This window comes from bacterium, assembly GCA_035308905.1.
Taxonomy (GTDB): Bacteria; Sysuimicrobiota; Sysuimicrobiia; order Sysuimicrobiales; family Segetimicrobiaceae; genus DASSJF01.
Genome location: DATGFS010000009.1, coordinates 67,165 through 87,921 on the forward strand (window position 1 = coordinate 67,165; position 20,757 = coordinate 87,921).

A 20,757-nucleotide genomic window follows, 5' to 3' on the forward strand; every position below is an offset into this window, starting at 1 on the left:
GCACGGTGATGGGTATCCCGGCGACGATCCGCGAGGACTTCCCGATCTTGAATCAACGGGTGAACGGGAAGCCGCTCGTCTATCTCGACAGCGCCGCGACGTCTCAGAAACCCCGTCAGGTCATCGACGCGATCGTCAAGTATTACAGCGAGTACAACGCCAACATCCACCGCGGCGTCTACGCGATCGCGGAGCGCGCGACGGCGGAGTACGAGGCGGCGCGCGCCAAGGTCGCCCGGTTCATCGGCGCGGCCGAGCCCGCGGAGATCGTCTTCACCCGCAACGTCACCGAGGCGTTGAACCTGGTGGCCCACGGCTGGGGGCGCCGGCACGTCGGTCCCGGCGACGAGATCCTCACGACCGAGCTCGAGCACCACAGCGACCTCGTCCCGTGGCAGATGCTGGTGAACGAGCGCGGCGCGCGCCTCAGGCACATCCCGTTCGACGACCACGGCCGCCTCGTGCTCGACGACCTCGACCGCCTGCTGACCGACCGCACCCGGATCGTCGCGCTCGCCCACGTCAGCAACGTCTTCGGCACGGTCGTGCCGGTCGAGGCCATCGCGAAGGCCGCCCACGCGCGCGGCGCCGTGGTCGTGGTGGACGGCGCCCAGTCGACCCCCCACCGCCCCGTCGACGTGCGGGCGCTCGGCGTCGACTTCTACGGCTTTACCGGGCACAAGATGCTCGGGCCCATGGGGACCGGCGGATTGTGGGGCCGCCGGGCGCTGCTCGAAGAGATGGATCCGTTCGAGGGCGGCGGCGAGATGATCTCCGACGTCTGGCTCGATCGCGCGGAGTGGAACGCCGTGCCGTGGAAGTTCGAGGCCGGGACGATGAACGTCGGCGACACGATCGCGCTCGGCGTGGCCGTGGAGTACTTGGAAGCCCTCGGCATGACGGCGGTCCAGGAGCACGAGCGGTCCATCACGCACTACGCGCTGGCCCAGCTCTCCGAGATCCCGGGCCTGCACATCCTCGGTCCCGGCGTCGACCAGCGCGGCGGCGTGGTATCGTTCTGGATGGACGGGATCCACCCGCACGACATCGCGCAGGTGCTGGACAGCGAAGGGATCTGCGTCCGGGCGGGCCACCACTGCGCGAAGCCGGCGCACCGCAAGCTCGGGATCGGCGCGTCCGCGCGGGCGAGCTTCTACGTGTACACGATCCGCGAGGAGATCGACGCGCTCTGCCGCGCGCTGTGGAAGACGAGGGAATTGTTCCGTGTCGCTGGATGAACTGTACCGCGACGTCATTCTCGACCACTACAGCCACCCGCGCAACCGCGGCACGGCCGACCCGGCCGACGCGGTCCGCGAGGGGGCCAATCCGCTCTGCGGAGACGAGATCCGCGTCTCGCTGCGCGTCCGCGACGGTGTGATCGAGGACGTCCGGTTCGAGGGTAAGGGCTGCTCGATCAGCCAGGCGTCGGCCTCGATGATGACCGAGCAGCTCAAGGGCAAGCCGGTGGCGGAGGCGAATCGTCTTATTGCCGCGTTCAAGGCGATGATGCACACGCCCACCGGTACGGAGCCCGCGGCGGACGACCTCGGCGACCTGGTCGCCCTGTCCGGCGTCCGGAAGTTCCCCGTCCGGGTGAAGTGCGCGACGCTGTCCTGGATCACGCTCGAGATGGCGCTGGAGGAGCTGGGACACGGTGCGGCGGGCACGTAGCGCTCGACCGTGAGATAGGAGGCCCGCATGTCGATCGGATTCGTAGGCCCGCGGCCGGAAGGGGCGGCGCCCGATCCCAAGCGCAGCCAGATCGCGCCGATGGCCGAGGCGGTCGGGATCCTCGACAGCCTGCCGGGCGGCGGGCTCATCCTGACCACGGTGGAGGGCGCGCTCAACTGGGGCCGCGCCGCGTCCCTGTGGCCGCTGACCTTCGGGCTGGCGTGCTGCGCGATCGAGATGATGGCCGCCTTTGCGAGCCGGTTCGACCTCGACCGGATGGGCGTGATCCCGCGGGCGACCCCGCGCCAGGCGGACCTGATGATCGTGGCGGGGCGGGCGACGCTCAAGATGGCGCCGATCGTGCGGCGCCTCTGGGAGCAGATGCCGGAGCCGCGGTACGTCATCTCGATGGGCTCGTGCGCCACGTGCGGCGGCCCCTTCTATTACGACAACTACTCGATTCTCAAGGGCATCGATCAAGTCGTCCCGGTCGACGTCTACGTCCCCGGCTGCCCGCCGCGGCCGGAGGCGCTGATCGAGGGCATCCTCAAGCTGCAGGAGCAGATCAAGAAGGAGCCGTTCCTGCGCCGGCAGGCGGCCGCGGCGATCGCCGCGCGCTCCGGGGCGCCCCGGTAAGCCATGGCGCTACGCACGGAAGAGCTGATGCTCAACATGGGGCCGCAGCACCCCAGCACCCACGGCGTGCTGCGCCTCGTCGTGACCCTCGACGGCGAGAACATCGTGGACGTCAGGCCCGACATCGGCTACCTCCACTCGTCCGTCGAGAAGATGATGGAGCACCGGCTCTACGTTCAGAACGTCTCGCTGGCCGACCGCGGCATGGACTACCTGACCGCGATGCAGAACGAGCAGGTGTACTGCCTCGCCGTCGAGCGGCTCGCGGGCATCGAGGTGCCCGAGCGCGGGAAGTACCTGCGCGTGATCTTCGACGAACTGCAGCGTCTGGCCAGCCACCTCGTCTGGCTGGGAACCTGGGGAATCGATCTCGGCGCGACGACGGTCTTCCTGTGGTGCTTCCGCGAGCGGGAGATGATCCTCGATCTGTTCGAAAAGGTCACGGGCGGCAGGCTCCACCACGCGTACTTCCGGATCGGCGGCGTCTACGTCGATCCGCCGGCCGGCTGGACCGACGAGGTGAAGAAGTTCCTCGACTACTTCGACGACCGTGTCGTGGAGTACGACAAGCTCCTGACCGCCAACCCGATCTTCCTGGCGCGCACGAAGGGCGTCGGCGTGATCGGCCGGCGCGAGGCGATCGCGATGGGGGCGAGCGGCCCCGTCGGGCGCGCGAGCGGCATCGCCATGGACGTGCGGAAGGCCGAGCCGTACGAGGTCTACGACCGGATGACGTTCGACGTGCCGGTCTTCACGGAGGGCGACTGCTTCGCCCGGTACCAGGTCCGCCTGGAAGAGATGCGGCAGTCGTCGCGCATCGTGGGCCAGGCGCTCAAGGAGCTGCCCGGCGGCGAGGTGCGGTCGCGCGTGCCGATGACGATGAAGGCGCCGCGCGGGGAAGTCTACGCCCGCACGGAATCGGCCCGCGGAGACCTCGCCATTCACCTGGTGAGCGACGGCGGCGAGATGCCGTACCGGGTCAAGATCCGGGCGCCGTCCTTCAGCAACCTGTACGCGCTGTCGGAGATGATGCGGGGCTGGAAGATCGCGGACGTGATCGCGATCCTCGGTAGCATCGACATCGTGCTCTCGGACGTCGATCGATAGGAGCGTGCGCGGCGGATGAGCGTTGCCCGGCGGGTGAACGTAGGCGGACGGGTCACGGGCGCGGTGAAGGCGCTCGCCACGGGCCTCGGGCTCACGTGGCAGGTGATGCTGCGCCCCAAGGTGACGGTGAAGTATCCGATCGAACGGCTGCCGGTCTCGAACCGCTTCCACGGCCTGCTGGCGCTTCCGATCGACCCCGAGACCGGCAAGGATCTCTGCATCATCTGCTTTCAGTGCGAACGCGTCTGCCCGTCGCGCTGCATCCATATCGAGGCGCAGGGCAAAGGCAAGGAGCGCGTGCTGAGCCGCTTCGACATCGAGATGGACAAGTGCCAGTACTGCGGCTTCTGCGTCGAGGTGTGCCCCACCGAGGCGATCGTGTTCGTGCCGCACTACGAAAGCTCGACCTTCGACCGCAGCACGCTCCTCTACAACCTCGACGAGCTGCACCGGGCCGCGCCGAAAGAGCCGATCGCCACGGGCATTGTCGGGGGCGCGCATCGCCACAACGGCCATAAGAACGGGACCGGCGACGCCGGCGCATCCCGCGGGCTAGTCCCGCGTGAGCGGGGCGGGCACGCCGCGCCCGCTCACGGGGACGGCGCCGCGGCCGCGGGATCGTCGAGCAGTGCGGGAGCGCGCCGGTGACGCCGGAGCGCATCGCGCAGATCCTGGCCCGCTTCCCGGACATCCAGGATCTACAGGCGGAGCAGCGCGCCGAGGAAACCAAGGCCGAGGAAGAGTGGAAGGCCAAAGAGCGGGAGTGGCAGGCGGCGGCCGACCAGGCCAAGGCCGAGGGCAAGCCCGCGCCGCGTCCGCTCCGCCGCGAGGAATCGAAGATCTACCGCTATCGCGCCGCGACGTTTCGCGTGCCGCGGGAGCAGCTGCTCGACGTCTGCCGCTGGCTGCGCGACAACCCGGAATTCGACATGTCGTACCTGTCGTTCGTCTCCGCGATCGACTGGCCGGACCGGTTCGAGGTGGTCTATCACCTGACGTCCGTGAACCGGCGGCACGGTGTGACGCTCAAGACGCCCATCCCGAAAGAGCGCCCGGCCATGCCGTCGGTCGTGGAGTTGTGGCCCGGCGCGGACTGGCACGAGCGCGAAGCCTACGACCTCTTTGGCATCGTCTTCGAAGGGCATCCCGATCTGCGCCGCATCATGATGAGCGCCGACTGGAAGGGTCATCCGCTGCGGAAGGACTACGTCTACGAAGACCCTCAGTGGCTGGTGGACGTCACGACCCAGCGCCAGCAGGAGCTGGCCGCGACCGGGGACGACTGGGAAGGCCGCGGCTCCCGGAGCTAGGTCCCCGTCCCGGTCCCGCCCCAACCTTTGCGGGATTAACATCGTATCTTTACATCATCCACAGTAGAATAGCGCTAACAAGCGCGGGGTCCGCGGGCTTCGGCCGACGTGCCCTGGCCCCGGCGCCGCGAAACGCGGGGTGATCGACCCATGACGGTGTCGAAGACGCGCGGGTTTTGGGCGGGGGTGGCCGGCGGTGTGCTCGCCGTGGCCGTGCTCTTTGCCTACCGCTACGCCACGAGCATGCCGACCCTCCAGGAGGCGCTGGCCGAGCGGATGATCCGCCTCCTGCCGTATCCGGTGTTCGGGTTCATTCTCGACCGGCTGCAGCATCTCGCCAAACCCCTCGGCTTCGGGATGGCGATCCTGACGATCATCATCGGATTCGGATTGGCCGGCGTGCTCTACGCCGTGATCGCGGGCCGCGCCCGCTGGTCGCCGCTGCGCGGGGCGATCGTTACCGCGGCCGCGGCATGGATCGTCCTGACCTTCGGCTTTCTTCCGCTGATCGAGGGCGGCCTGCTCGGGGCACCGCTCACGACGGTCGTCACCGACCCGGCGATTCCCATGGCGCTGGCGTGCATCGCGTACGCCCTCGTACTGGCGTCGCTGGCCCGGGTCCCGGCCCGCCGGCGGGCGGGCGCCGCGGTTGGTATCCGCTCCACGGCGCCGGCATCGCGCCGAGCCCGCGCGCTGGCCACGCCGGACGCGCACGACGACGACGTCGCGCTCGGCCGCCGGGTCGGGCGCCGCCACCTGCTGCGCCGGTCCGCGCTCGCCGTCGCGGGAGCGGCGGTGGGGACGCGGCTGGGGCTGTGGGCGACGTCCGCGGCCGGCTTTGCCGCGGCGGCCGCCGCGGCCGCGTTCCGGCTCGTCAAAGGGATGCCGCCCGAGGTGACCCCGGCCGGCGCGTTCTATCAGGTGTCCAAGAATTTCTTCGACCCGACCGTCGACGTCGGCAAGTGGCGGCTCGAGGTGACCGGTCTCGTCAACACGCCGCTGAAGCTGTCGCTGGACGAACTCAAAGCCCTGGCCCCCGCCGTCGAGCGGTACCAGACCTTCGAGTGCATCAGCAACGAAGTCGGCGGGGACCTGATCGGCAACGCGAAGTGGAAAGCCGTGCGCGTCAAGGACGTGCTGGCGCACGCCGGCGTCAAGCCGGGCGCGACGACCGTCATCTGGCGCGCCGCCGACGGCTTCTCCGAGTCGATCGCGTTTTCGATCGCCGACGATCCGGAGACGCTGCTCGCCTACGAGATGAACGGGGAGCCCATTCCGCAGAAGCACGGCGCCCCGCTGCGCCTGCTGCTCCTGAACCGCTACGGCATGAAGCAGCCCAAGTGGCTGACGGGCATCGAGGTCGCGAACCACGACTACACCGGCTACTGGGAGCAGCAGGGTTGGAGCAAGGAAGCGATCGTCAAGGTCAACAGCGCGTTCCTCGTCGAGCAGCGCGAGGGGGGCATGCTGGCGCTCGGCGGCTGGGCCTACGCGGGGAACCGCGGCATCTCGAAGGTGGAATTCAGTCCCGACGACGGCAAGACGTGGCTCCCCGCCGCGGTCAAGGAGCCGCTCAACATGAACTGCTGGCAGTTTTGGTCGGCTGAGTGGAAGCCGCCGGCCCCCGGCGAGTACACGCTCAAGGTGCGCGCCTACGACGGGACGGGCAAAATGCAGCCGGCCCAGCCCAAGCCGACGCTTCCCGACGGGGGCCAGGGCTATCACACGGTGAAGGTCAAAGCCTAGTCCGGACCGGGGGGCTGCCTGCGCCCGGACGGAGAGGTCCCGGCGACAGGAGAACGTTTCGACCGCTCCCAAACAGGTATCTCGCCTATGCCGAGACCTGTCAGTGCCTCGTCGCGGACGCCGCCGGCGCCGCGCGCTTCCAACCGGAACGGAGAGATCACCTCGCACGGCCCCCGCGGGCGCGTGCGGCGCATCGTCACGGTCACCGACGCCGCGGGCGCGGTGCTGCGCCGGCGGAGCCGCGCGGTGCCGCAGGTCGACGCGGCGGTCCGCCGGCTCGTCGCCGACATGGCGGTGACGATGCGGCACGCGGAGGGCGTCGGGCTCGCCGCGGTACAGATCGGCGTGCCGCTGCGGGTGATTCTGGCCGACACCGGGCGCGGGCTGCTCGCGCTGGTGAATCCCCGGCTGCGCCGCCGCTCCGGCGCCGACGTCGCGGACGAAGGCTGCCTCAGCGTGCCGGGCGTCGTCGCGCCCGTCCGCCGCGCCCGGCGCATCACGGTGGACGGGACGCTGGTGACGGGCCGGCGGGTCGGCCTCCGCGCGACCGGGTATCTCGCACGCATTTTGCAGCACGAGATCGATCACCTCAACGGCGTGCTGTTCCTCGACCGGGTGCGTGCGTCCGCGGTTCGGCGGCGCGCGCTGCGTCCCGCCGAGCGGCGGCGCGGCGTCAAGACTGCGGCCACCGGGCAGGAGGCCGCGAAAGCCGGCCGCCCGCGCCGGCGTTCTCCCGTGCGGCGCCGTTCCGCGAACCCGTGGCAGGGAAGCGCCTTGACGGTGACGGCGCCTTCGCGGCGGCGCGCCGGCACCCGGTCGACGCGGAGCTGACGCGGCGGTGCGGTACTTCACCGTACCGGAAGCGCAGGCGCTGCTGCCGCGGCTTCGCGAGACGCTCGACGCGCTGCGGCGCACGCGCGACGAGGCCACGCTGAAAAAGACTGAGATCGAGATGTTGTGGAAGCGCCTCGATGCGGGCGAGGCGGTGCTCACGAGCGTCGGCGAGCAGCAGAAGCATTTGGACGCGCTGGTCGCGCGGCTCTCCGCGATCGCGCAGGACGTCGAGGAGATCGGCTGCATCCTCCGAGACGTGGACGCGGGACTGGTCGACTTTCCGGCGCGGGCCGGCGCGGGCCGGACGGTGTTCCTGTGCTGGCGGCTCGGCGAGCCGGAGATCGCGTTCTGGCACGGGACGGGCGAAGGCTTCGCCGGGCGCCGGCCGCTCGCGGAGCTGCCGCCGGATCAATCCTGAGCACGGGGGTCCCCATGGAGTCGTTTGATCTCGTTGTCGTCGGCGGCGGCCCGGCCGGGTACGTCGGCGCCATTCGCGGCGCTCAGCTCGGCCTGCGCACCGCGCTCGTCGAGCGCGACAAGGTCGGCGGGACCTGCCTCCACGTCGGCTGCATTCCGACGAAGGTCATGCTCCACACCGCGCAGCTGCTGGAGGACATGCGCGGCGCATCCGAGTTCGGCATCGCGGTGGAAGCGCCGCGCCTGGACATGGCGGCGCTGCACCGCCGGCGCGACCGCGTCGTCACCACGAACTTTCGCGGCGTCGAATATCTGATGCGCAAGAACGGGATCACCGTGTTCGCGGGAGACGGGCGGCTGCTCGATGCGACGAACCTCCGCGTGACGGCGGCGGACGGGACGACGACGGACCTGCGGGCCGGCGCGATCCTGCTCGCGACCGGATCGAAGCCGCGCAGCCTGCCGGGCGTCGCGATCGACAACGAACGGGTTCTCGACAGCACCGGCGCGCTCCGCCTGACCGAGGTGCCCGGATCGATCGCGATCATCGGCGCCGGCGCCGTCGGCTCGGAGTTCGCGAGTGTGTTCGCGGCGTTCGGGGCCAAGGTGACGCTGATCGAGTACCTGCCGTCGTGCCTGCCGCTCGAGGACGAAGAGGTGGCCGCGGTGCTGACGAAGGCGCTGCAGCGCCGAGGGGTGACGGTCAAGACGGGAACCGCGGTGACGGGCGTCCGGTCGGACGGGGACGGCGTGCAGGTGGCGCTGCGGGCGGGCGACGCGGAGACGGTCGCCGCCGACTACGCGCTGATCGCCGTCGGCCGCGCGCCGCTCGTGGACGGGCTCGGGCTCGACGCCGCGGGCCTCGCGGTCGAAGGCGGCGCGCTGCCGGTCGACGCGCGAATGCGGACGTCGGTCGAGACGATCTACGCGGCGGGCGACATGATCGGCGGCCTCTTGCTCGCGCATGTGGGATCCGCCGAAGCGATCGTGGCCGTGGAGGCGATCGCGGGGCACGACCCGGCGCCGCTCGATCCGCTGCTCATGCCGCGGGCCACCTACTCGATCCCGCAGGTCGCGAGCGTGGGCCTTACCGAGCGGCAGGCGAAGGAGGCCGGCCGCGACGTCGCGGTGGGCCGCTTCCAGTTCATGGCCAACGCGCGGGCGGCGATTCTCAACCACCGCGAAGGGCTCGTCAAGATCGTCGCGGACCGCGAATTGGGCGAGATCCTGGGCGTGCACCTCGCCGGGCCGGAAGTCACCGAGCTGCTGCCGGAGGCGGTGCTGGGCAAGAGCCTCGAGGCCACCGTTCTGGAAATCGGCCAGGCGGTCCACGCGCATCCGACGCTGTCGGAAGCGATACACGAGGCCGCGCTCGGCGCGCTCGGCCGCGCGATTCACGGGTAGTGCCGGCGGACTTGGCGGGGCGCCGGCGGCGACTGGAGGAGCACTCTCGAAACGCGGGGAAAGTCTATCAGTAGCCCTTTATGAGCATCCCCGACACTAGGGCGGCCAAGCCCCGCCAGGACGTCACGCCGAAGAGCCTTGGGCTCAGCGAAGCCGACGTTCTGGACATGTATTACTATCTCCGCCTCGCCCGCGCCGTGGACGACCGGATGTGGGCCCTGCAGCGATCGGGGAAAGCCGCGTTCGTGATTTCCGGACAGGGACACGAAGGCGCGCAGGTCGGCGCCGTCTACGCCCTCAACCGCGAGAAGGACTGGCTGGTGCCGTTTTACCGGTCGGTGGCCGCGGTGCTGACCAAGGGCATGCCCGCCGCGGAGATCTTCCTGATTCAGCTCGGAAAGGCGCCCGACCCGAGCAGCGGCGGCCGGCAGATGCCGGGCCACTACGGGCACCGGCACTACAAGATCCTGTCGACGAGCAGTCCGGTTGCGACGCAGTGTCTCCACGCGGCCGGCATCGCCTACGCGGCGAAAGTCCGGCAGACGGGCGAGATCGCGCTCACCGAGCTCGGCGACGGCTCGACGAGCGAAGGCGATTTTGCCGAGGCGCTCAACTTCGCCGCGATCCACCGCCTCGGCGTGATCTTCATGGTCGAGAACAACGGCTACGCGATCTCGGTCCCGCTCACGAAGCAGATGGCGGTGCCGAACGTGGCGATGCGCGCCGCCGGCTTCGGGATGGCCGGGGTGACCGTGGACGGCAGCCGCGTGCTGCACACCTACGCGGCGGCCCGCGACGCGGCGGCGCGCGCGCGGCGCGGCGAGGGGCCGACCCTGCTCGAGGTCATGGTGCCGCGGCTGACCGCGCACAGCAGCGACGATCAGCAGGAGAAGTACCGGCCGGCCGAAGAGCTCGCGCGCGACCGGTCGCGGGACCCCGTCCACGTGTTCAGCGAGGAGCTGCGCGGCTGGGGCGTCCTCACCGATGTGCGCGAGAAGGAGATTCTCTCCCGCATTCAACACGAGATCGACCTCGGGACCGAAATGGCGGAGGAGGCGGCGCTGCCGGATCCCGCCACGGCGACGCGGCACGTGTACGCGGAGCCGCCCGACCCGCGGTTCCGCGCGTAGGCCATGGCCGAGAAGCGCTATCTCGACGCGATTCACGACGGACTGCACGAGGAAATGGCCCGCGACGAGCGCATCGTCGTCCTCGGCGAGGACGTCGGCCGGAAGGGCGGCGTCTTCGGCGTCACGGAGGGGCTCTACGAGGCGTTCGGCGAGGCCCGCGTGCTCGACACGCCGCTCGCCGAGTCGACCATCGTCGGGGTGGCGCTCGGGATGTCGGTCAACGGGCTGCTGCCCGTGCCGGAGATCCAGTTCGCGGACTTCATCCACCCCGCGTTCGACCAGATCCTGAGCGAGGTGGCCCGCCTCCGGTACCGTTCCAACAACGATTACGAGTGCCCGATGACGATCCGCGTGCCCTGGGGCGGCGGCGTGCACGGCGCCCTCTACCATTCACAGTCGATCGAGGCGTTTTACGCGCACATCCCGGGCCTCAAGATTGTCGCGCCGGGCACCCCGGCCGACGCGAAGGGCCTCTTGAAGGCGGCGATCCGCGATCCCGATCCGGTGATCTACCTCGAGCACAAGAAGTTGTACCGGTCGATCCGCGGCGACGTACCCGACGGCGACCACGTCGTGCCGATCGGTCCGGCGGTCGTCCGCCGGCCGGGCCGGGATCTCAGCATCTTCGCGTACGGGCTGATGCTGCACGAGACGCTGGCCGCGGCGGAGACGCTGAGCCGTGAGGGCGTGGAGGCCGAGGTCGTCGACATTCGGACGATCAAGCCGCTCGACGCGGAGACGATTCTGGCGTCCGTCGAGCGGACGAACCGCGCCCTCATCGTGCACGAGGACAACCGGTTCGCGGGTTTCGGCGCGGAGATCGCGGCGATGATCGCCGAAGAGGGGTTCCGCTTCCTGGACGCCCCGCCGACGCGGCTCGGCGGGCCCGACGTGCCGGGCGTGCCGTTCTCGACACCGCTCGAGAACTGGTTCATGCTGGACGCGGAGAAGATCGCGGCGGCCGCCCGCAACGTCGTCGCGTACTGACACACCCGGGCAGGCGATCGCCATGGCGACCGAGATCAAGATGCCCCAGTTGGGCGAGAGCGTGCACGAAGGAACGCTCGGCCGGTGGCTCAAGCAGACCGGCGACACCGTCGCCAAGTACGAGCCGCTCGTCGAGGTCATTACCGACAAGGTCAACGTCGAGATGCCCTCCCCGTACGCGGGGGTGCTTGAGCAGATCGTCGTACAGGAAGGCCAGACGGTGACCGCCGGCACCGTGATCGCGACGATCCGCGAGAGCGGCGCGCCGGCGCGCGCGGGCGCCCAGCCCGCCGCCTCGCGCCCGCAGGCACCGCAGCCACAGGCTGGGCCACGGCCCGCCGCGCCGCAGCCCGCTCCGATGCCGTCGAGCGCTTCGCCGGCGTCCGCCCAGGCCGGACCGGCGGTCTCCGCCCAGGCCGGCGCCGCGGCGCGGGGGCGCGAGTCGCTCCGGCTGACGCCGCTGGTGCGGCGCCTTGCCGAGGAGCACCGCCTCTCGACGCAGGACCTCGAGCAGATTCCCGGGACCGGGACGGACGGCCGGATTACGAAAGACGACGTGCAGCGCTACCTCGCCTCGCGCGGCGGCGCCGGCGGACCGTCCGCGGCGCCGGCCCGCGGTCCGATGACGGGCCCGGCTGAGACCGCGGCCGCGGCGGCCGCGACCCAGGCCGCCTTCAAGCCGGCGGCCGCGCCGCCCGGTACCGCGACCGAGCGAGGCGCCGCGCCGGCGCGCGCGGCCGGGGACGAGGTGCGGCCGCTGTCCGCGCTGCGCAAGACGATCGCCGAGCGGATGGCGCGCAGCAAACGCGAGATTCCGCACGCGTACGGCGTGGTTGAAGTCGACGTCACCGCGCTCGTCCGGCATCGCGAAACGCACAAGGCGGTGTGGCGCCTGCGCGAAGGCGTCAACATTACGCTGACGGCCTTCATCGTCCGCGCCGTCAGCCGGGCGCTCCGCGACGTCCCGGTCGTGAATGCGTCGTTCACGCCGGACGGCGTGCTCTGCCGGCATGCCGTCAACATCGGCATCGGGGTCGCGATTCCGGACGGGCTGATCGTCCCCGTGATCAAAGACGCCGATCAGAAGAGCGTCGCCGGTCTGGGACGCGACCTCGAGGGGCTGTCGGTGCGCGCCCGCGCCGGCAAGCTGACGCTCGACGACGTCTCGGGCGGGACGTTCACGATCACCAACCCCGGCGTCTTCGGGTCGGTCTTCTCGATGCCGGTGATCAACTACCCGCAGGCGGCGATCCTCTCCACGGACGCGGTGGTGCGGCGGCCGGTGGTCCTCGGTGAGGGCATCGCCATCCGGGAGATCATGCACCTCGGTCTGGGCTTCGATCACCGCGCGTTCGACGGGGCGGTGGCGATGCAGTTCCTCAACCACATCAAACGGCAACTGGAGTCGTTCTCGCCCACCGGCGACTCCCCGGAGTTCTGAGATGGCGGTCGCGCGGCGTCCCGAGTGGCTGAAGGTCAAACTGCCGGCCGGTCCCAACTTCCGCGACCTGGTCGGCGTCATGCGCACGCAGGCGCTGCACACCGTCTGCGAGGAAGCGCGCTGCCCGAACATCGGGGACTGCTGGGAGCGCCGCACCGCGACGTTCCTGATTCTCGGCAACGTCTGCACCCGCCACTGCGCCTACTGCGCGATCGCGCACGGGCTGCCGACCGAGCTCGACGTCGAGGAGCCGGAGCGGGTCGCGTCGGCCGTCGCGGCGATGGGACTTCGCCACGTCGTCGTCACGTCCGTGGACCGCGACGACCTGCGGGACGGCGGGGCGGAGATGTTCGCGCGGACGATCCGCCGCGTTCGCGAGCGGGTCCCCCGCTGCTCGATCGAGGTGCTCATTCCGGACTTCAAGGGCGACGCGCGCTCCCTCGACACCGTGCTGGAGGCGGCGCCGGACATCCTCAACCACAACATCGAGACCGTGGCGCGGCTGTTTCCCGCGGTGCGCAGCGGCGGGCGCTACCGGCGCTCGCTCGACCTGCTGGCGCGGGCCCGGGCGCGGGGCACGCGGTGGCTCACGAAGAGCGGCATGATGGTGGGCTTGGGGGAATCGACGGACGAGGTCGTGCAGACGATGCGGGACCTACGGGGCGCCGGCTGCGACATCCTCACGATCGGCCAGTATCTCAGCCCCGGCAAGGACTACGTCCCGATCGTCCGCTACTACCATCCGGACGAGTTCGCCGCGCTCAAAGCGGAGGGGCTCGCGATGGGCTTCCGGCACGTCGAGTCGGGGCCGCTCGTGCGCAGCAGCTACCACGCGGACGAGCAGGCCGCCGGCGCCGCTACGCGGTAGCCGGGGCCTTCTGCTTGTGCACGTCCTGGCTGCTGCTGTGGCCCGGGAAGACGCTCGCCTTCGGGTTGATGTACTGCGCGGCGTTGTTGACCGCCGTCGCCGCCTCGCCGAAGCCGGTCGCGATGAGCTTCACCTTGCCGGGATACACGACGATGTCGCCCGCGCCGTAGACGCCGGCGAGGTTGGTCTCCATCCGGGTGTTGACGCGGATACTGTCGTGCTCGAGCTCGAGGCCCCAGTCCGCGATCGGGCCGAGCGTGCTCAGAAAGCCGAGGGAGGCGATCACCGCGTCGACGTCGATCGCTTCCTCGGTGTTGGTCTTGTTCTGGAAGATGACCGCGCGCTCCAGCCGGTCTTTCCCCTCGAGCCGGCGCAGCTCGTAGAACAGCTTCACGTTCACCGGGGAATGGAGCATCTTCTGCACGGAATCTTCGGCCGCGCGGAACCCGTCGCGCCGGTGGATGAGGGTGACCGAGCGCGCGATGCCGACCAGATTGTTGGCCCAGTCGACCGCGGAGTCGCCGCCGCCGGCGATGAGGACCCGCTTGCCGGCGAAGTCCTGGAAGCTCTTCACGAAATAGTGGAGGCCCCGGCCCTCGTACGAGTCGATCTCCGGCTTCTTGAACGTCTTCGGGTGGAAGGCGCCGATGCCGGCGGTGATGACCAGCACTTTGCTCGCGTGGCTGGCCCGGTTCGTCGTCAGGCGCAGCGTCCCGTCCGGCGCGCGCTCGAGCTTTTCTACGGTCTCGCCGGTGCACACGGTGGGATGGTACTGGCTCGCCTGCTCGACCAGGTTGTCCACGAGCTGGCGTCCGATGATCTTGGTGAACCCGGCGACGTCGTAGATCGGCTTCTCGGGGTACAGCGCGGTGATCTGGCCGCCCAGCGCGTCGAGGCTCTCGACGATCTTCGTGCGAAGGGTCCGGAATCCGGAGTAATAGGCTCCGTAGAGCCCAACCGGCCCGCCGCCGATGATCGTTACGTCAAAAAGGTCAGTATCCGGACTCATGCCCTGCGCACCTCCTGCGCCACCGCGCCATTATAGCACCGGAACTTAGCGGCGCAATCGGCTCAAGACCGCACCCGCATCGAGTCATGAACCGATTCGGCCGGAAGTATCCGCGGTACCGCGGCGTTTACCCTACAAGCGGCATTACGGACACGTTCTCCTTCCATTAGAGAACGCAACGGGGGCGTCCCCGGGTTTCTTGACAGGCCCCGGGGGAGCGCCTATCGTATCGTAAGCGGATGTACCCGAAGTGTGGAGGGATCGCATCGTGGCGACCAAGGTGAGGGAAGCGCAGGCCCCGCTCCTCAACGACACGCAGATGGAGCGGTACGGCCGGCAGGTCATTCTCGAGGAGATGGGGCTCGAGGGCCAGGCGAAGCTGCTGCGGTCCAAGGTGCTCATCATCGGCGCGGGCGGACTCGGCTCGCCGGTGGCGCTCTACCTCGCCGCCGCCGGCGTCGGCACGCTCGGGATCGTCGACGGCGACCGGGTCGACCTCAGCAACCTGCACCGGCAGATCCTGCATCCCACCCCGGCGCTCGGCCAGGCGAAGACCGAATCGGCCCGGCATACGCTCGCCGGCGTCAACCCCGACGTCAACGTCGTGCCGTACCAGACGCTGCTCACGAGCGCCAACGCGCTCGACATCGTGCGCGAGTACGACGTCGTCGTCAACGGGAGCGACAACTTCCCGACGCGCTACCTCGTCAACGACGCCTGCGTGCTGCTCGGCAAGCCGCTCGTGGACGCGAGCATTCTGAAGTGGGAAGGCCAGGCCACCACGTTCGTGCCGGGGCAGGGATGCTACCGCTGCCTGTTCCCGACTCCGCCGCCGCCCGGGATGGTGCCGAGCTGCGCGGAAGGGGGCATCCTCGGCGCGCTGTGCGGCCACATCGGCTCGCGCCAGGCGCTCGAGGTCCTCAAACTGCTCCTCGGCGTCGGGGAGACGCTCGCCAACCGGCTGCTGATCTTCGACGCGCTCGAGGGCGAAACGCGGGTGGTCCGCTGGAGCCGGAATCCCGAGTGCCCGGTCTGCGGCGACGCGCCGACGATCACCGCGCTCATCGACTACGAGCAGTTCTGCGGCATGCCGGCGCACGATCGCGCCGCGGCCCGGCCGATTCCCGAGATCACGCCGGTCGAGGCGAAGGCGCGGCTCGAGCGCGGCGGCGTCCAGCTGATCGACGTGCGCGAGCCGTGGGAGTACGAGGACGCGCACATTCACGGGGGCCATCTGATCCCGCTCGGCCAGGTGCCGGAGCGGCTTGCGGAGATCGATCCCGCGACGCCGGCGATCATCTACTGCCGCTCGGGCGGCCGGAGCGGCAAGGCCGTGGGCCTGCTGCGGGAGCGCGGGTACGAGAAAGCGGTGAACCTGAAGGGCGGGATCCTCGCCTGGGTCAACGCGCAGCTGCCGACCGAGCAATGAAGGCAGGGCTGCGGTAGCGTTACAGGCTGTTACGCGCGGAGCGGTAAAGCCGCCCGCTGCCCGGGCCCCGGCGAGAGCACGGCCGTGACCGCGCCGGCGATGCCCTCCGGCGTCAGCCCCGCCTCCGCAAGGATCTCCTGGCGCTTGCCGTGTTGGAGGAAGCGCGGCGGGATGCCGAGATCGCGCAGCGGCGTGTCGACGCCGGCGTCCCGAAGCGCCTGGGCCACCGCGGAGCCCGCGCCGCCGGCGCGAACGTTGTCCTCCACCGTGACGACGAGCCGGTAGTTCCCGGCGAGCGCGGCAATTTCAGCCGGTACCGGTTTGACCCATCGTGGGTCGACGACGGTGGCGCCGAGCCCATGCGCCGACAGCTGCTGGGCCGCCGCGACCGCCGCGCCGGCCATCGCCCCGACGGCGACGATGAGTACGTCCCGATCCCCCGCACGATACAGCACGTCGATTGAGCCGGTGCGATCTACCGCCGCGAGGTCGGCGGGAACCGCGCCCTTCGGGAAACGGACGACCGTGGGGCCGTCCTTGACTTCGATCGCCTCACGCAGCAACTCGCGCAGTCTCGCGCCGTCACGCGGGGCGGCGACGCGCAGGCCGGGCACTGCCTGAAGGAATGAAAGATCCCAGACGCCGTTGTGGCTCGGGCCGTCGTCGCCCGTCACGCCGGCGCGGTCCAGGACGAACGTGACGGCACAGCCGTGGAGCGCGACGTCGAGGAGCAGCTGATCGAGCGCCCGATTCAGGAACGTCGCGTAGAGAGCCACGACCGGATGCATCCCGCCCATCGCGAGTCCGGCCGCGGACGTGACGGCGTGCTGCTCGGCGATGCCCACGTCGAAGACCCGGCCGGGATACGCCTGCGCGAAGGCGTCGAGGCCCGTCGAGTGCAGCATGGCGGCCGTCACCGCGACGACCTCCGGCCGCTCCCGGCCGATGGCGACCAGTTCGTCCCGAAAGACGGACGTCCAGGTCGTCGCCGGTGCCGCGACCGGCCGCCCCGTCGCGGAGTCGAACGGACCGGGTCCGTGGAGGTTGTCCACGTGGTCGGTCTCCGCGGGCGGATAGCCGAAGCCCTTGCGGGTCAGGCAGTGCACGATGACCGGCCGCTCGACGCGCGCGGCCTGCCGCAGCGCGCGCTCCACCGCGCCGACGTCGTGGCCGTCGACCGGGCCGATGTACTTCAGGCCCAGATCCTCGAAGAGCATCTGCGGCACGAGGGCCTCCTTGAGGCCCTTCTTCACCGCCATCATGGTGCGGTACATCGCGCGGCCCACGATCGGCGTCTGGTCGAGCGCGGCTTTCGCCGCGGTCAGCGTCTGCTCGTATCGCGGGTTCGTGCGCAGGTCGTTCAGGTGCTGCGCGAGGCCGCCGACCGTCGTCGAGTAGGAGCGTCCGTTGTCGTTGACCACGATGATGACGCGCCGCTGCCCGCCGGCGAGGTTGTTCAGGGCCTCCCACGCCATGCCGCCGGTGAGCGCGCCGTCGCCGACGACTGCGACGATCCGCCGGCCCCGGTCGCCCCGCAGCGCGTAGGCCTTCGCGAGCCCGTCGGCATAGGACAGGGCGGTCGACGCGTGGGAGTTTTCGATCACATCGTGGTCGGACTCGGCCCGCGACGGGTAGCCCGACAGGCCGTCCCGCTGCCGCAGGCGTTCGAAGCCGCTCTGCCGGCCGGTGAGGAGCTTGTGCACGTACGACTGGTGGCCGGTGTCGAACAGAATCCGGTCGCGCGGCGAGTCGAAGACGCGGTGGATCGCGATGGTCAGCTCGACGACGCCGAGGTTGGGACCGAGGTGGCCGCCGGTCCGCGAGATCGTCTCGACCAGGAACGCGCGGATCTCCTGCGCGAGCTGCGCGGTCTGCGCCGCGGTGAGCCGGCGGAGGTCACGAGGTCCGCGAACGCCGTCGAGCACGCTCATGCGCTCAGAGCCGCGGTTCCATCATCGCGCGCACGTCGGTCGACGGCACCACCGGCACGATTTCGAATTCGATCAGGTCGCTCCAGCCGGCGACCCATTCTTGAAGAAGGCGCGCGTCGTCGCATTCCATGAGCTGCCAGCACCGGTCGAAGTTCGCTTCGATCCAGCTGCCGGCGTATGTGAGGCCGTCCGGCATCCCGCGGCCCCCGTCGCGCAGCCGGCGGTAAATCGCTTTTGGATCGCGTCCTTTGAAGCGTTCGACCACCATGAACAGCACGGCGCGTCGCCCGGGCCTCTAGGCGCCCATCACCTGAACGTGGATGCGCCGCGTCTGCGGGCCGTCCAACTCGCAGAAGAGGAGGCGCTGCCACGTGCCGAGGACGAGCCGTCCCTGCTCGATCGGGATCTGGACCGTGCGGTTGAGGAGCACGGCGGCGAGGTGGCTCCAGGCATTGGCGCGGTTGCAGTCGGAGACGTTCGGGTCGTTGTGGCGGTAGGCGGCGTCTTCCGGCACCAGGCGCCGCAGGAGCCCCCGCAGGTCGTCCAGCAGCGCGTCCTCGGCCTCGTTCACGAACAGGGCGGTCGTGGTGTGGAGACTGTGCAGGAGGACCATCCCCTGCGCGACCTCGTCCAAACCCGGGAGCGACGCCACCCGGTCCGTGAGATCGTGGATCTCGACGCGGGCGCCGGTGGGCACCGTCACGGTGCTCGTTACGATTTTGAGCGGTGCGAGGGTACGCGTGGCGCTCGAAATGTCCACCCGCTACCTCCGAAGGCCGCCCGGCGGCCCGGTGTGCAACGCGAGCCGAGTGTATCATTCCCGGTGTTGTTTGACAAACCAATCCGGCCGCCCGTAGAATAATGTGGATAGGGTGGCTACACAATCCGCGGCGAGCCGGGAAGCCGCGCCACCTCGGGAGGGACGTTCCTTCATGATTACTCTGACCGACCGCGCCGTGACCAAGGTCAAGGAGCTGCTGGCCGAGCAGAACGACCCGAAACTCTCTCTGCGGGTCTTCATCACGCAGGGCGGATGCGACGGCTACTCCTACGGCATGACGTTCGACGAGTCGCAGGACGCAGAGGATCAGGTCCTCGAGCGCGGCGGGGTGCGGGTCCTCGTCGACAAGGCGAGCTCGCGCCTGCTCGAGGGCGCCGAGATCGACTACGTGACGTCCGTGACGGCGCAGGGCTTCGCGATCCGCAACCCCAACGCCGTGTCGACGTGCGGCTGCGGCCATTCGTTCCACACTCGGGAAGAGGCCGGCGCGCCCCAGGAGTGCGGCCAGGAGACGGAGGCGAAAGCCTAATGGACCAGGTCACGAGCCCCGCGGCCGACCTCGAGTTGAGCGCGCGCGTGCAGGAAGTGCTCGATCAGATCCGGCCGCACGTGCAGGCGGACGGCGGCGACCTCGAACTCGTCGATATCGTGAACGGCGTGGTGCAGATCCGCCTCGCCGGCTCGTGCGTCGGGTGCATGTACTCGATGATGACGCTGCAGGCCGGCGTCGAGCGGATGCTCAAGGAGCGGGTGCCGGAGATCAAGGCGGTCGAAGCGGTCCCGCTGTAGGTCCCCGCAAGGGGGAGAGGAGCCCTGAGCCTCTCGTGGAAGGCACGGGAGGCTTTTGGTTTGCGTTGGACGGCGGACGGAGCGGCGCGTGCGGTTCGAGTACACCGAGGAACAGCGGCTGATTCACCGGACCGTCCGTGAGTTCGCCTCACGGGAGCTGCGGCCCCATGCACGGCGCTGGGACGCGGAGAACGCGTTTCCGGCCGCGCTCGTCCCGAAGATTGCCTCGCTCGGCCTGTGGGGTATGACGGTGCCCCCGGACGACGGCGGCGCTGGCATCGACGCGGTCGGGGCGGCGCTGGCGATCGAGGCGCTCGCCTGGGGGGACGGCGGCATCGCGCTCAGCGTGGCCGCGCACAACTCCCTGTGCACCGGGCATATCGCCCGCTTCGGGTCGCCGGCGCAGCGGCGGGCGTATCTTCCGCGGCTGGCCTCGGGCGCATCCCTCGGCGCATGGTGCCTGACGGAGCCGGCGTCCGGAAGCGATGCCGCGGCGCTTGCGACCCGCGCGGAGCGGCGGGGCGACCGGTGGATCCTCGACGGGACGAAGGCCTTCGTCACGCAGGGCAGCATCGCCGGCGTCTACGTCGTGATGGCGCGGACAGATCCCGCCGCCGGGCGGCGCGGGATTTCCGCGTTCATCGTGGAGCAGGGGATGCCGGGGCTCCGCGCCGGCAAGCACGAGGACAAACTCGGCATGCGCTCGAGCGATACGGCCGAGGTCGTCTTCGAAGAATGTGCCGTGCCGGAAACGCAGCTGATCGGGACGCCCGGCGCAGGTTACGATCAGGCGATGCAGATCCTCGAGGGCGGCCGGATCGGCATCGGGGCGCTCGCGCTCGGGTTGGGACGGGCGGCGCTCGACGCGTCGATCGAATACGCGCGCGGGCGGCGGGCGTTCGGGCGGCCGATCGGGGAGTTTCAGGCGATTCAGTGGATGATCGCCGACATGGCGGCCGAGCTGGACGCGGCCGAGCTGCTGGTGATGGACGCGGCGTCCCGCGCCGGCCGCGGCGAACCCTACAAGCTCGCGGCGTCGATGGCCAAGCTGTACGCGTCGGAGGCGGCGTCGCGGGCCGCCAACCGCGCGGTGCAGATCCACGGCGGGTACGGCTTCATCAAAGACTATCCGGTGGAGCGGATCTACCGGGACGTGAAACTGTGCGAGATCGGCGAGGGCACGTCCGAGGTGCAGCGGATGATCATCGCGCGGGAGACGCTCGCATGAGGGCGCGCACGCTGCCGTCCGGGCGCATTACAGGGT

At 70.0% G+C, this 20,757-nt stretch carries 22 protein-coding genes; 18 read left to right on the top strand and 4 right to left on the bottom strand.

The features are described 5' to 3' along the window. Positions 1 to 8 precede the first annotated feature (8 nt). The 14 genes from VKT83_02895 to lipA all read left to right on the top strand — a co-directional run bounded on the left by VKT83_02895 (position 9) and on the right by lipA (position 13,554). A complete protein-coding gene (locus tag VKT83_02895) occupies positions 9 to 1,238 on the top strand; it encodes a SufS family cysteine desulfurase (GenBank protein ID HLY21394.1) in 1,230 nt (409 codons plus the stop codon). Further along, positions 1,225 to 1,674: an SUF system NifU family Fe-S cluster assembly protein gene (locus VKT83_02900; protein ID HLY21395.1), complete on the top strand. Its 450-nt coding sequence runs from the start codon at positions 1,225 to 1,227 to the stop codon at positions 1,672 to 1,674. The genes VKT83_02895 and VKT83_02900 overlap by 14 nt, the downstream gene beginning before the upstream one ends. Before the next feature lie 99 nt (positions 1,675 to 1,773). Then, entirely contained in the window at positions 1,774 to 2,310 is a 537-nt protein-coding gene (locus tag VKT83_02905; protein ID HLY21396.1) for an NADH-quinone oxidoreductase subunit B family protein, read from the top strand. 3 nt (positions 2,311 to 2,313) lie between these two features. After that, the gene (locus VKT83_02910) at positions 2,314 to 3,417 is read left to right on the top strand and encodes an NADH-quinone oxidoreductase subunit D (protein ID HLY21397.1); all 1,104 of its coding nucleotides are present in this window, start codon (positions 2,314 to 2,316) and stop codon (positions 3,415 to 3,417) included. 15 nt (positions 3,418 to 3,432) lie between these two features. Continuing rightward, complete coding sequence (locus VKT83_02915; protein HLY21398.1) at positions 3,433 to 4,065, top strand: NADH-quinone oxidoreductase subunit I; 633 nt, start codon at positions 3,433 to 3,435, stop codon at positions 4,063 to 4,065. Continuing rightward, positions 4,062 to 4,727 carry an NADH-quinone oxidoreductase subunit C gene (locus VKT83_02920; GenBank protein HLY21399.1) on the top strand — a complete coding sequence of 222 codons (666 nt, stop codon included), beginning with the start codon at positions 4,062 to 4,064 and terminating at the stop codon, positions 4,725 to 4,727. The genes VKT83_02915 and VKT83_02920 overlap by 4 nt, the downstream gene beginning before the upstream one ends. 150 nt (positions 4,728 to 4,877) lie before the next feature. Further along, a complete protein-coding gene (locus VKT83_02925; protein ID HLY21400.1) occupies positions 4,878 to 6,473 on the top strand; it encodes a molybdopterin-dependent oxidoreductase in 1,596 nt (531 codons plus the stop codon). 183 nt (positions 6,474 to 6,656) lie between these two features. Next, complete coding sequence (gene def / locus VKT83_02930; protein HLY21401.1) at positions 6,657 to 7,304, top strand: peptide deformylase; 648 nt, start codon at positions 6,657 to 6,659, stop codon at positions 7,302 to 7,304. 7 nt (positions 7,305 to 7,311) lie between these two features. Then, a complete protein-coding gene (locus VKT83_02935; protein HLY21402.1) occupies positions 7,312 to 7,725 on the top strand; it encodes a DUF2203 domain-containing protein in 414 nt (137 codons plus the stop codon). A 14-nt stretch (positions 7,726 to 7,739) separates the two neighbouring features. Further along, positions 7,740 to 9,128 carry a dihydrolipoyl dehydrogenase gene (gene lpdA / locus VKT83_02940; GenBank protein ID HLY21403.1) on the top strand — a complete coding sequence of 463 codons (1,389 nt, stop codon included), beginning with the start codon at positions 7,740 to 7,742 and terminating at the stop codon, positions 9,126 to 9,128. A gap of 80 nt (positions 9,129 to 9,208) precedes the next feature. Further along, positions 9,209 to 10,258: a thiamine pyrophosphate-dependent dehydrogenase E1 component subunit alpha gene (locus tag VKT83_02945; GenBank protein HLY21404.1), complete on the top strand. Its 1,050-nt coding sequence runs from the start codon at positions 9,209 to 9,211 to the stop codon at positions 10,256 to 10,258. Positions 10,259 to 10,261: 3 nt separating this feature from the next. Further along, entirely contained in the window at positions 10,262 to 11,245 is a 984-nt protein-coding gene (locus tag VKT83_02950; protein HLY21405.1) for an alpha-ketoacid dehydrogenase subunit beta, read from the top strand. Positions 11,246 to 11,267: 22 nt separating this feature from the next. Then, the gene (locus VKT83_02955) at positions 11,268 to 12,686 is read left to right on the top strand and encodes a dihydrolipoamide acetyltransferase family protein (GenBank protein ID HLY21406.1); all 1,419 of its coding nucleotides are present in this window, start codon (positions 11,268 to 11,270) and stop codon (positions 12,684 to 12,686) included. Position 12,687: 1 nt separating this feature from the next. Then, positions 12,688 to 13,554 carry a lipoyl synthase gene (lipA, locus tag VKT83_02960; GenBank protein ID HLY21407.1) on the top strand — a complete coding sequence of 289 codons (867 nt, stop codon included), beginning with the start codon at positions 12,688 to 12,690 and terminating at the stop codon, positions 13,552 to 13,554. On the opposite strand, the gene VKT83_02965 is transcribed toward lipA, so the two are convergent. Then, complete coding sequence (locus VKT83_02965) at positions 13,544 to 14,563, bottom strand: NAD(P)/FAD-dependent oxidoreductase (protein ID HLY21408.1); 1,020 nt, start codon at positions 14,561 to 14,563, stop codon at positions 13,544 to 13,546. The genes lipA and VKT83_02965 overlap by 11 nt on opposite strands. 268 nt (positions 14,564 to 14,831) lie before the next feature. On the opposite strand from VKT83_02965, the gene moeB reads away from it, so the two are divergent. Further along, positions 14,832 to 15,992 (top strand): molybdopterin-synthase adenylyltransferase MoeB, encoded by a 1,161-nt coding sequence (gene moeB, locus VKT83_02970; GenBank protein ID HLY21409.1) that lies wholly within the window; start codon positions 14,832 to 14,834, stop codon positions 15,990 to 15,992. A gap of 29 nt (positions 15,993 to 16,021) precedes the next feature. On the opposite strand, the gene dxs is transcribed toward moeB, so the two are convergent. Genes dxs through VKT83_02985 form a run of 3 tightly spaced genes read right to left on the bottom strand, consistent with a single transcriptional unit; the run spans position 16,022 to position 18,683 of the window. Continuing rightward, a complete protein-coding gene (gene dxs, locus VKT83_02975; protein HLY21410.1) occupies positions 16,022 to 17,923 on the bottom strand; it encodes a 1-deoxy-D-xylulose-5-phosphate synthase in 1,902 nt (633 codons plus the stop codon). A 4-nt stretch (positions 17,924 to 17,927) separates the two neighbouring features. Beyond that, complete coding sequence (locus VKT83_02980; GenBank protein HLY21411.1) at positions 17,928 to 18,200, bottom strand: DUF3303 family protein; 273 nt, start codon at positions 18,198 to 18,200, stop codon at positions 17,928 to 17,930. An 18-nt stretch (positions 18,201 to 18,218) separates the two neighbouring features. Beyond that, positions 18,219 to 18,683, bottom strand: coding sequence for a secondary thiamine-phosphate synthase enzyme YjbQ (locus tag VKT83_02985; protein HLY21412.1), 465 nt, complete (start codon positions 18,681 to 18,683; stop codon positions 18,219 to 18,221). A 172-nt stretch (positions 18,684 to 18,855) separates the two neighbouring features. Between VKT83_02985 and erpA the strand changes: the two genes are divergently transcribed. The 3 genes from erpA to VKT83_03000 all read left to right on the top strand — a co-directional run bounded on the left by erpA (position 18,856) and on the right by VKT83_03000 (position 20,721). Further along, positions 18,856 to 19,233: an iron-sulfur cluster insertion protein ErpA gene (gene erpA, locus VKT83_02990; GenBank protein HLY21413.1), complete on the top strand. Its 378-nt coding sequence runs from the start codon at positions 18,856 to 18,858 to the stop codon at positions 19,231 to 19,233. A 35-nt stretch (positions 19,234 to 19,268) separates the two neighbouring features. Continuing rightward, the gene (locus tag VKT83_02995) at positions 19,269 to 19,493 is read left to right on the top strand and encodes a NifU family protein (protein ID HLY21414.1); all 225 of its coding nucleotides are present in this window, start codon (positions 19,269 to 19,271) and stop codon (positions 19,491 to 19,493) included. A gap of 88 nt (positions 19,494 to 19,581) precedes the next feature. Then, positions 19,582 to 20,721, top strand: coding sequence for an acyl-CoA dehydrogenase family protein (locus tag VKT83_03000; GenBank protein HLY21415.1), 1,140 nt, complete (start codon positions 19,582 to 19,584; stop codon positions 20,719 to 20,721). The last annotated feature ends 36 nt before the right edge of the window (positions 20,722 to 20,757 follow it).

Excerpts from the sequence above, each read along its gene's own strand:
- VKT83_02895 (HLY21394.1), top strand. The coding sequence starts at position 9 with ATGGGTATCCCGGCGACGATCCGCGAGGACTTCCCGATCTTGAATCAA.
- VKT83_02905 (HLY21396.1), top strand. The coding sequence starts at position 1,774 with ATGGCCGAGGCGGTCGGGATCCTCGACAGCCTGCCGGGCGGCGGGCTC.
- VKT83_02910 (HLY21397.1), top strand. The coding sequence starts at position 2,314 with ATGGCGCTACGCACGGAAGAGCTGATGCTCAACATGGGGCCGCAGCAC.
- VKT83_02915 (HLY21398.1), top strand. The coding sequence starts at position 3,433 with ATGAGCGTTGCCCGGCGGGTGAACGTAGGCGGACGGGTCACGGGCGCG.
- VKT83_02925 (HLY21400.1), top strand. The coding sequence starts at position 4,878 with ATGACGGTGTCGAAGACGCGCGGGTTTTGGGCGGGGGTGGCCGGCGGT.
- lpdA (HLY21403.1), top strand. The coding sequence starts at position 7,740 with ATGGAGTCGTTTGATCTCGTTGTCGTCGGCGGCGGCCCGGCCGGGTAC.
- VKT83_02945 (HLY21404.1), top strand. The coding sequence starts at position 9,209 with ATGAGCATCCCCGACACTAGGGCGGCCAAGCCCCGCCAGGACGTCACG.
- VKT83_02950 (HLY21405.1), top strand. The coding sequence starts at position 10,262 with ATGGCCGAGAAGCGCTATCTCGACGCGATTCACGACGGACTGCACGAG.
- VKT83_02955 (HLY21406.1), top strand. The coding sequence starts at position 11,268 with ATGGCGACCGAGATCAAGATGCCCCAGTTGGGCGAGAGCGTGCACGAA.
- lipA (HLY21407.1), top strand. The coding sequence starts at position 12,688 with ATGGCGGTCGCGCGGCGTCCCGAGTGGCTGAAGGTCAAACTGCCGGCC.
- VKT83_02965 (HLY21408.1), bottom strand. The coding sequence starts at position 14,563 with ATGAGTCCGGATACTGACCTTTTTGACGTAACGATCATCGGCGGCGGG.
- dxs (HLY21410.1), bottom strand. The coding sequence starts at position 17,923 with ATGAGCGTGCTCGACGGCGTTCGCGGACCTCGTGACCTCCGCCGGCTC.
- erpA (HLY21413.1), top strand. The coding sequence starts at position 18,856 with ATGATTACTCTGACCGACCGCGCCGTGACCAAGGTCAAGGAGCTGCTG.